The 8,100-nt window shown below is 57.8% G+C and carries 8 protein-coding genes; 4 read left to right on the forward strand and 4 right to left on the reverse strand.

Annotated features, from left to right (window positions below):
• Positions 1-7: 7 nt before the first annotated feature.
• Both ALO64_RS16020 and grxD read left to right on the forward strand, forming a co-directional pair.
• Positions 8-2,116 (forward strand): molybdopterin oxidoreductase family protein, encoded by a 2,109-nt coding sequence (locus ALO64_RS16020; RefSeq protein ID WP_044344451.1) that lies wholly within the window; start codon positions 8-10, stop codon positions 2,114-2,116.
• Between the two features lie 88 nt (positions 2,117-2,204).
• Positions 2,205-2,531 (forward strand): Grx4 family monothiol glutaredoxin, encoded by a 327-nt coding sequence (grxD, locus tag ALO64_RS16025; RefSeq protein WP_002554852.1) that lies wholly within the window; start codon positions 2,205-2,207, stop codon positions 2,529-2,531.
• Positions 2,532-2,660: 129 nt separating this feature from the next.
• On the opposite strand, the gene bfr is transcribed toward grxD, so the two are convergent.
• From bfr to pyrC, 4 genes are all read right to left on the reverse strand, one after another.
• The gene (bfr, locus tag ALO64_RS16030) at positions 2,661-3,131 is read right to left on the reverse strand and encodes a bacterioferritin (RefSeq protein WP_002554851.1); all 471 of its coding nucleotides are present in this window, start codon (positions 3,129-3,131) and stop codon (positions 2,661-2,663) included.
• A 213-nt stretch (positions 3,132-3,344) separates the two neighbouring features.
• Positions 3,345-3,563, reverse strand: coding sequence for a bacterioferritin-associated ferredoxin (locus tag ALO64_RS16035; RefSeq protein WP_002554850.1), 219 nt, complete (start codon positions 3,561-3,563; stop codon positions 3,345-3,347).
• Between the two features lie 198 nt (positions 3,564-3,761).
• Positions 3,762-4,439 (reverse strand): ribonuclease T, encoded by a 678-nt coding sequence (gene rnt, locus ALO64_RS16040; protein ID WP_002554849.1) that lies wholly within the window; start codon positions 4,437-4,439, stop codon positions 3,762-3,764.
• Positions 4,436-5,479, reverse strand: coding sequence for a dihydroorotase (gene pyrC, locus ALO64_RS16045; RefSeq protein ID WP_002554848.1), 1,044 nt, complete (start codon positions 5,477-5,479; stop codon positions 4,436-4,438). Before pyrC ends, rnt begins: the two co-directional genes overlap by 4 nt.
• A gap of 149 nt (positions 5,480-5,628) precedes the next feature.
• On the opposite strand from pyrC, the gene ALO64_RS16050 reads away from it, so the two are divergent.
• Positions 5,629-6,534 (forward strand): flagellar protein MotY, encoded by a 906-nt coding sequence (locus ALO64_RS16050; protein WP_002554847.1) that lies wholly within the window; start codon positions 5,629-5,631, stop codon positions 6,532-6,534.
• Between the two features lie 120 nt (positions 6,535-6,654).
• Entirely contained in the window at positions 6,655-7,872 is a 1,218-nt protein-coding gene (locus tag ALO64_RS16055; protein ID WP_003412906.1) for an argininosuccinate synthase, read from the forward strand.
• Positions 7,873-8,100 lie beyond the last annotated feature (228 nt).

An 8,100-nucleotide genomic window follows, 5' to 3' on the forward strand; every position in this document is an offset into this window, starting at 1 on the left:
GGCTGTGATGACCCGGACTGAACACTACCGCGCCTGCCACCTGTGCGAGGCCATTTGCGGTCTTGCCATCGAGACCGTTACCGAGCCGGATTCTGCCCCGCGCATCACCTCGATCAAGGGTGACCCGCTGGACACTTTCAGCCGTGGCCACATCTGCCCCAAGGCTGTTGCCCTGCAAGACATCCAGAACGACCCCGACCGCTTGCGACAGCCGATGCTGCGCAGTGGTGATCAGTGGCAGCCGATTGCCTGGCAGCAGGCGTTCGATCTGGTGGCGGAGCGGCTTTACGCCATTCAGCAGCGCCATGGGCAGAACGCGGTAGCGGTTTATCAGGGTAACCCCAGCGTGCATAACTATGGGTTGATGACCCACAGCAATTACTTTCTCGGTCTGCTCAAGACTCGTAATCGCTTCTCGGCGACCTCGGTTGACCAGTTGCCGCATCACCTCACCAGTTTTCTGATGTATGGCCACGGCATGCTGTTGCCGATTCCGGATATCGATCACCCCGACTTCATGCTGATCCTGGGTGGCAACCCATTGGCGTCCAACGGCAGCATCATGACCGTGCCGGATGTTGAGAAGCGTCTGAAAGCCATCCAGCAGCGCGGCGGTAAACTCGTGGTCATCGACCCGCGCCGCAGTGAGACGGCGGCCATCGCCGACCAGCACCTGTTCGTGCGTCCGGGCGGTGATGCAGCGCTGCTGTTCGGGCTGCTCAATACTCTGTTTGAAGAAGGCCTGACTCGCGAGAGTCACTTGCCTATCGATGGCCTGGATCAGGTGCGACACGCCATTGCAGGTTTCACTGCGCAGGCCATGAGCCCACGCTGCGGCATTGCTGCCGAGCAGATCCGGCAACTGGCGCGGGATTTTGCTGCAGCCGACAAGGCGGTCTGTTATGGCCGAATGGGGGTGTCGACCCAGGCCTTCGGCACGCTGTGTCACTGGTTGGCGCAACTGATCAATCTGGTGACAGGCAACCTGGATCGCGTGGGCGGAACGCTGTGTACGGAGCCCGCAATTGACCTCGTCAGTTCGACTTCGGGCGGCCATTTCAATCTATGGCAAAGCCGGGTGTCCGGCCTGCCTGAGTACGGCGGCGAGTTGCCGGTTTCAGCGCTCGCCGAGGAAATGCTCGTGGACGGGGAAGGGCAGGTTCGCGCGCTGGTGACTGTCGTGGGTAACCCGGTTCTGTCCACCCCCAATGGCCGTCAGTTGGAACAGGCGCTCGAAGGTCTGGAGTTCATGCTCAGCATTGATCTGTACATCAACGAAACTACCCGCCACGCCGACTTGATCCTGCCGTCCACCTCAGCGTTGGAAAACGATCACTACGACACCACCTTCAATACCCTCGCAGTGCGCAACGTCACTCGCTTCAATCAGGCCATTTTCGACAAGCCCGAAGGTGCGCTGCATGACTGGGAGATCTTTGTCGGTCTGGCCAGATCATTTGCAGCCCAGGCGCAGCGTGAACTCAAACCGACCCTGCCACCCGCGCAGATGATCGATCGCGGGTTGCGCGCAGGCTTCTATGGCGATGCATCGCCGCACAAACTGTCACTGGAAACGCTGGCCAGTCACCCGCATGGGCTTGATCTGGGCGCGTTGAAGCCTAACCTCACCGAGCGCCTGAAAACCGCCAATGGGCGGATTCAGGCGGCCCCAGAGGTCATCATGGCCGACCTGACGCGCTTCGCTGCCGATCCCGCTCCCGATTCCGGAGCATTGTTGCTGATTGGTCGTCGGCACGTGCGCAGCAATAATTCGTGGATGCACAACTATCACAGGCTGGTAAAAGGCAAGCCCCGGCATCAATTGCTGATGCACCCTGACGATCTTGCCTGTCGTGGTTTGAGCGATGGCCAGCAGGTTCGGGTCAGCTCCCGGGTCGGGACGATCGAGGTGCAGGTGTTGGGCAGTCTGGACATGATGCCCGGAGTGGTCAGCCTGCCGCATGGCTGGGGGCATTCGCGTGCGGGGGTGAAAATGGATATTGCCCGGAGTCAGCCAGGGGTGAGCGCCAATGACCTGACCGACGAACGGCAACTCGACGTACTCTCCGGCAATGCGGCGTTGAACGGTGTGCCGGTACAGGTGGCTGCCTGTTAAGGCTCAAGACAGAGCGTCATGCTCGGGATTTCGTTACAATGCGCCACCGTGCCGACAACTGAGTCGGATATTTCAGCCGAGGTGCTCCATGGATATCATCGAAACGATCAAAGAGCAGATTGCCAATAACACCATTCTGCTTTACATGAAAGGCGCTCCGAATGCCCCTCAATGCGGCTTTTCGGCCAAGGCTTCCCAGGCATTGATGGCGTGTGGCGAAAAATTTGCCTACGTCGACATTCTGCAAAACCCTGAAATTCGCGCCAACCTGCCAAAGTACGCCAACTGGCCGACTTTCCCGCAATTGTGGGTGGCTGGCGAACTGGTCGGCGGTAGCGACATCATCACCGAAATGATGGCTGATGGTTCGCTGCAAACTCTGGTCAAGGAAGCATCGGCCGCCAAAGCCGAGTAAAGCGTTGCGCTGCAGCGTGGGCACGATCGTCGAGATTATCGTGCCCTGCGCTCAAGCATTGGTTTTACGCACAAGAAAAAGCCCGCTCTCGATTGAGGCTGGCTTTTTCATTGCAACGCAACCGGTAAATCAGTCGCCCATCTGCGACTGCAGGTAGTTCTCGATACCAACCTTGACGATCAGACCCAGCTGGGTCTCGAGCCAGTCGATTTGCTCTTCCTTTGGCTCGAGGATGTCTTCCAGCAGCTCACGGCTGCCGAAGTCACCAACTGTCTCAAAGTGAGCGATCGCGGCTTTCAGATCGGCCAGACCTTTTTGCTCGATCTTCAGGTCGCACTCCAGCATTTCCTTGGTGTGCTCGCCAATCAGGATCTTGCCCAGATCCTGCAGGTTTGGCAACCCTTCAAGGAACAGCGTGCGCTTGATCAGCTTGTCGGCATACTTCATCGCATGGATGGATTCTTTGTACTCATGGCCGCCGAGCTTTTTCAGACCCCAGTCTTCATACATGCGCGCATGCAGGAAATACTGATTGATGGCGACCAGCTCGTTTCCGAGGATCTTGTTGAGATGCTGGATGACTGTAATGTCGCCTTTCATGTTCGAGGTCCTGCCGGTGGCTTGTGTATATAAGCGCCGAGTGTGAGCCGCGCTTAAACGCCTGTCAAACCTAAGTTGTTGAATAATAAGTGAATTTAAAGAGGAATAAGAATGTTTGAGTTCCGCATCTTGACGCTAAGCGCTTGAATTACAGGCATAAAAAAACCGGGNNAAAACCCGGGCAGGGTGCCCGGTTCTTTAAAAGAGGGGTATTCAGGCGGCTGAAAATTCTGCTGGATAGGCCAGCGATGCCTGAGTGGTTTGCAGTTCTGTCAGCGTGTCACGCACCACTTCCTTCGCAAGGCAGGCGCATTTTCCGCATTTACTCGCAACACCCAGCGTTTCACGGACTTCACGATAACTGCAGCAGCCTTCCAGAATTGCATCCCGGATTTGACCGTCTGTGACACCTTGGCAAAGACAAACATACATAAGCTATTGACCGTCGCTGGTTTATTGCTTGGTGCCGAGGAGCTTAATGTTAATGAGAATGCTTGTCAAAACTGTTTTGGGTTCGATTCAGGTAGAACGATGAGTGGTTGTTTTCAGAGTCAGCGTATCCAGATATCCCGTTCCAGACAGGCATGAAAAAACCGGCGCGAAGCCGGTCCGTTCACTGGCGTGCCGACCTTAGTCGTCGAAGTCTTCCCAGCCGCCCATTTCCTTCCAGCGGTTGACGATGCCGCAGAACAGCTCTGCAGTCTTCTCGGTGTCGTAGCGAGCCGAGTGGGCCTCGCGGCCGTCGAAGTCGATTCCGGCAGCCTGGCAGGCCTTGGCCAGCACGGTCTGACCGTAGGCCAGGCCTGCGAGGGTAGCGGTGTCGAAGCTTGAGAACGGGTGAAACGGGTTGCGCTTCATGTCCATTCGCGCGACAGCGGCATTGACGAAGCCGAGGTCGAAGCTGGCGTTGTGGCCGACCAGCACGGCGCGTTTGCAGCCATTGGCCTTGAGAGCCTTGCGCACGCCGCGGAAGATGTCGTTCATTGCGGTTTCTTCGCTGACCGCCATGCGCAACGGGTGATCCAGCTTGATACCGGTAAACTCCAGCGCAGCGGCTTCGATGTTGGCACCTTCGAACGGCTCTACGCGGAAGAAATAGGTGTGTTCCGGGAACACGAAGCCTCTTTCATCCATGCCGATGGTCACGGCAGCAATTTCCAGCAGTGCGTCGGTGGCTGAGTTGAAACCGCCGGTTTCTACGTCGACGACCACGGGCAGGTAGCCGCGAAAGCGTGCTGCCATCGGGTGACGAGAACCGCCGCCACCGCCGTGGCCTTCGTGTTCGTCGTCAAAATGATCTTCACTCACGCGTGTTCCTCCAGACGCCAGCGCAGTTTTTCACCAGCGCGCAGCGGGATAACGGTCAACTCGCCAAACGGCAGGCTGGCAGGGGCGGTCCACTCGTCACGCACCAGCGTGATGGTGTCCTGATTGGCGGGCAGGCCATAGAACGCCGGACCGTGAAGGCTGGCGAAGCCTTCCAGTTTGTCCAGAGCGTTACGCTGCTCGAAAGCTTCTGCATACAATTCGATGGCCGCGTAGGCGGTGTAGCAACCGGCGCAACCGCAAGCGTTTTCCTTGGCGTGTTGGGCGTGCGGTGCCGAGTCGGTACCCAGGAAGAACTTGCCGCTGCCACTGGTGGCGGCGTCGAGCAGGGAGGCCTGATGCGTATTGCGCTTGAGAATGGGCAGGCAATAGAAGTGCGGGCGAATGCCGCCAACCAGCATGTGATTACGGTTGTACAGCAGGTGATGCGCGGTGATGGTGGCCGCGACATTGGCTGATGCTTCATTGACGAACTGCACCGCTTCACCGGTGGTGATGTGTTCAAACACCACTTTTAGCGTCGGGAAGCGTTCGACTACACGACGCAGGTGCTCATCGATGAAGACCTTTTCGCGATCGAATACGTCGATCTCGCCGCGCGTCACTTCCCCGTGTACCAGCAGGAGCATGCCGACTTCAGCCATGGCTTCGAGGGCAGGGAAGATCTTGTCGATGCTGGTGACACCGGAATCGGAGTTGGTGGTTGCACCGGCCGGATACAGCTTGGCGGCGTGCACGAAGCCACTGGCTTTCGCGGTACGGATGTCTTCAGGCGTGGTCTGGTCGGTGAGGTACAGCACCATCAACGGCTCGAAGCGGCTACCGGCCGGGCGTGCAGCCAGAATGCGCTGGCGATAGGCATCGGCTTGCTGCGCATTGCGCACCGGAGGCACGAGGTTGGGCATGATGATTGCGCGGCCAAAAGTTCGCGCTACGTCAGCAACGGTATGAGGCAAGACAGCTCCGTCACGGAGGTGAATATGCCAGTCGTCGGGACGCAGGAGGGTCAGGCGGTCAGACATTGGGGATTCCAGGCGGGTCAAACTCGCTGGGAATGCTACCGGAAAAGACTCTCTCAGGCATCCGCTATCAAGTTTTGCACGAAGTTACCGATAGCCCCCTTGTCAGTCAGTCATTTTTTGTTTCGCGTTTATTTTCAGTGGAGCCTCCCGTGCGCCAGCGATATTTAGCCCTGCTCAGCATGTTTGCCAGCCTCCCGGCGATGGCTATCAGTTTCCAGACACGTCTGGAGAGCATCGAGTGGAAGGTCGAAGGCGATCAGTTCGAATGCCGCCTGACTCAGCCGATCACCGACTTCGGTGCCGGTGAGTTCGTGCGCCGTGCCGGTGAGCAGGCGACGTTTCGCCTCAAGGCTTCATACAACATGCTGGGCAACGGTTCCGCAACGCTGCTGGCCGCCGCAGCACCGTGGCAGCCGGGGCGCGGTGATATCAATCTGGGTTCGGTGCGCGTCAGCAATGGCGACATACCCTTCAATACTTCCCAGGTACAGGCCGGGCGCCTGATCAGTGGTCTGATGGACGGTCGCAGCCCGCTTATCCGTCACTACACCCGTGACGGTGGCCAGATGGAAGTGCGCCTGCTGCCGGTCAAGTTCAGCAAGGCGTTCAGCGATTACCAGGCGTGCACAGCCAAACTTCTGCCGATGAACTTCGATCAGGTCAAACAGGCTGAAGTAGGATTTCCCGGTGGCGGTATTGAACTGGATGCCCGTGCCAAGGCGCGTCTGGACAACATGGTGGCCTATCTGAAGGCCGACCCGACGGTTAACCGTATCGAGCTTGACGGCCATTCGGATAACAGTGGCAATCGACTCACCAACCGTGACCTTTCCCGCCGCCGTGCGCTGGCGGTCATGGACTACTTCAAGGCTCAGGGTATCCCCGAGCAGCAAATCACCCTGCGTTTTCACGGCGAACGCTACCCGCTGGTGCCCAACACCAATGAGGCCAATCGTGCGCGCAACCGCCGCGTGAACGTGCATCTGGAGCGTGTTGCGCCCGATGAGCGTCCGGTACCTGTAGCCTCTGCGGTCAGTGCAGCGCACACGTCCTGAGGGCTGCATAACGCTCCTGCCAAACGTCGCCTTGTCGTCACAAGCTGTCGCGACCCTGTAAATTTGCTGGTTTGAACGGTAGAATCAGCGGTTTTCCGTACAACCCGGTGGAGTGATGGCATGGCGGACGTAAACAAGGTAGTTCTCGCGTATTCCGGTGGCCTGGATACTTCGGTAATCCTCAAGTGGCTGCAAGATACGTACAACTGCGAAGTGGTGACCTTTACCGCTGACCTGGGTCAGGGTGAAGAAGTCGAGCCGGCGCGCGCCAAGGCTCAGGCCATGGGCGTGAAAGAAATCTACATCGATGACCTGCGCGAAGAGTTCGTGCGTGATTTCGTGTTCCCGATGTTCCGTGCCAACACCGTCTATGAAGGCGAGTACCTGCTGGGCACTTCCATCGCTCGCCCGCTGATCGCCAAGCGCCTGATCGAGATCGCCAACGAAACCGGCGCTGATGCCATTTCCCATGGTGCCACCGGCAAAGGCAACGATCAGGTGCGTTTCGAGCTGGGCGCCTATGCGCTCAAGCCAGGGGTCAAAGTGATTGCTCCGTGGCGTGAATGGGACCTGCTCTCTCGTGAAAAGCTGATGGACTACGCCGAGAAGCACAACATTCCGATCGAGCGCCACGGCAAGAAGAAATCCCCGTACTCGATGGATGCCAACCTGCTGCACATCTCCTATGAGGGCGGCGTGCTGGAAGACACCTGGACCGAGCATGAAGAAGACATGTGGCGCTGGACCAAGTCCCCTGAGGACGCGCCGAACGTTGCAACTTATCTGGAGCTGACCTACCGCAATGGCGACATCGTTGCGCTGGACGGCGTTGAGATGACGCCTGCCACTGTGTTGGCGACCCTGAACCGCATCGGTGGCGAAAACGGCATCGGACGTCTGGATATCGTTGAAAACCGCTACGTGGGCATGAAGTCCCGTGGCTGCTACGAGACACCTGGCGGCACCATCATGCTGCGCGCTCACCGCGCCATTGAATCGATCACCCTGGACCGTGAAGTCGCCCACCTCAAGGACGAACTGATGGCCAAGTACGCCAGCCTGATCTACACCGGTTACTGGTGGAGCCCGGAGCGTCTTATGCTGCAGCAGATGATCGACGCGTCTCAGGCCCATGTGAACGGTGTTGTACGTCTGAAGCTTTATAAGGGCAATGTGATCGTCACCGGTCGCAAGTCGGACGATTCGTTGTTCGATGCCAATATTGCTACCTTTGAAGATGACGCAGGCGCCTATGATCAGGCTGATGCGGCAGGCTTCATAAAGCTCAATGCCTTGCGTATGCGTATTGCTGCGAATAAAGGCCGCAAGCTGTTCTGATACTGCTGGTTGTTCGATGAGTGCAGCCCTCGCGGGGCTGCACTTTAAACCCGGGTTCCCCGTCACGCCTGTAGCCATTTCTCGAATTCAGTCTCCCTGACAAGTTACTCATTGTTCATAAGTGTTTCGAAACCGTCCTGCCGGACACTCAATGTGTTTTCGGTGTTGCAGTGCGCGTTTGATATTGACAGCGTATTTCCTTCGGTAAGTCATGTAAGAAGTCTTTAG

Origin of the sequence: Pseudomonas meliae, assembly GCF_001400515.1 — a bacterium.
GTDB classification, from domain to species: Bacteria; Pseudomonadota; Gammaproteobacteria; order Pseudomonadales; family Pseudomonadaceae; genus Aquipseudomonas; species Aquipseudomonas amygdali.

Excerpts from the sequence above, each read along its gene's own strand:
- ALO64_RS16020 (WP_044344451.1), top strand. The coding sequence starts at position 8 with ATGACCCGGACTGAACACTACCGCGCCTGCCACCTGTGCGAGGCCATT.
- grxD (WP_002554852.1), top strand. The coding sequence starts at position 2,205 with ATGGATATCATCGAAACGATCAAAGAGCAGATTGCCAATAACACCATT.
- bfr (WP_002554851.1), bottom strand. The coding sequence starts at position 3,131 with ATGAAAGGCGACATTACAGTCATCCAGCATCTCAACAAGATCCTCGGA.
- ALO64_RS16035 (WP_002554850.1), bottom strand. The coding sequence starts at position 3,563 with ATGTATGTTTGTCTTTGCCAAGGTGTCACAGACGGTCAAATCCGGGAT.
- pyrC (WP_002554848.1), bottom strand. The coding sequence starts at position 5,479 with ATGTCTGACCGCCTGACCCTCCTGCGTCCCGACGACTGGCATATTCAC.
- ALO64_RS16055 (WP_003412906.1), top strand. The coding sequence starts at position 6,655 with ATGGCGGACGTAAACAAGGTAGTTCTCGCGTATTCCGGTGGCCTGGAT.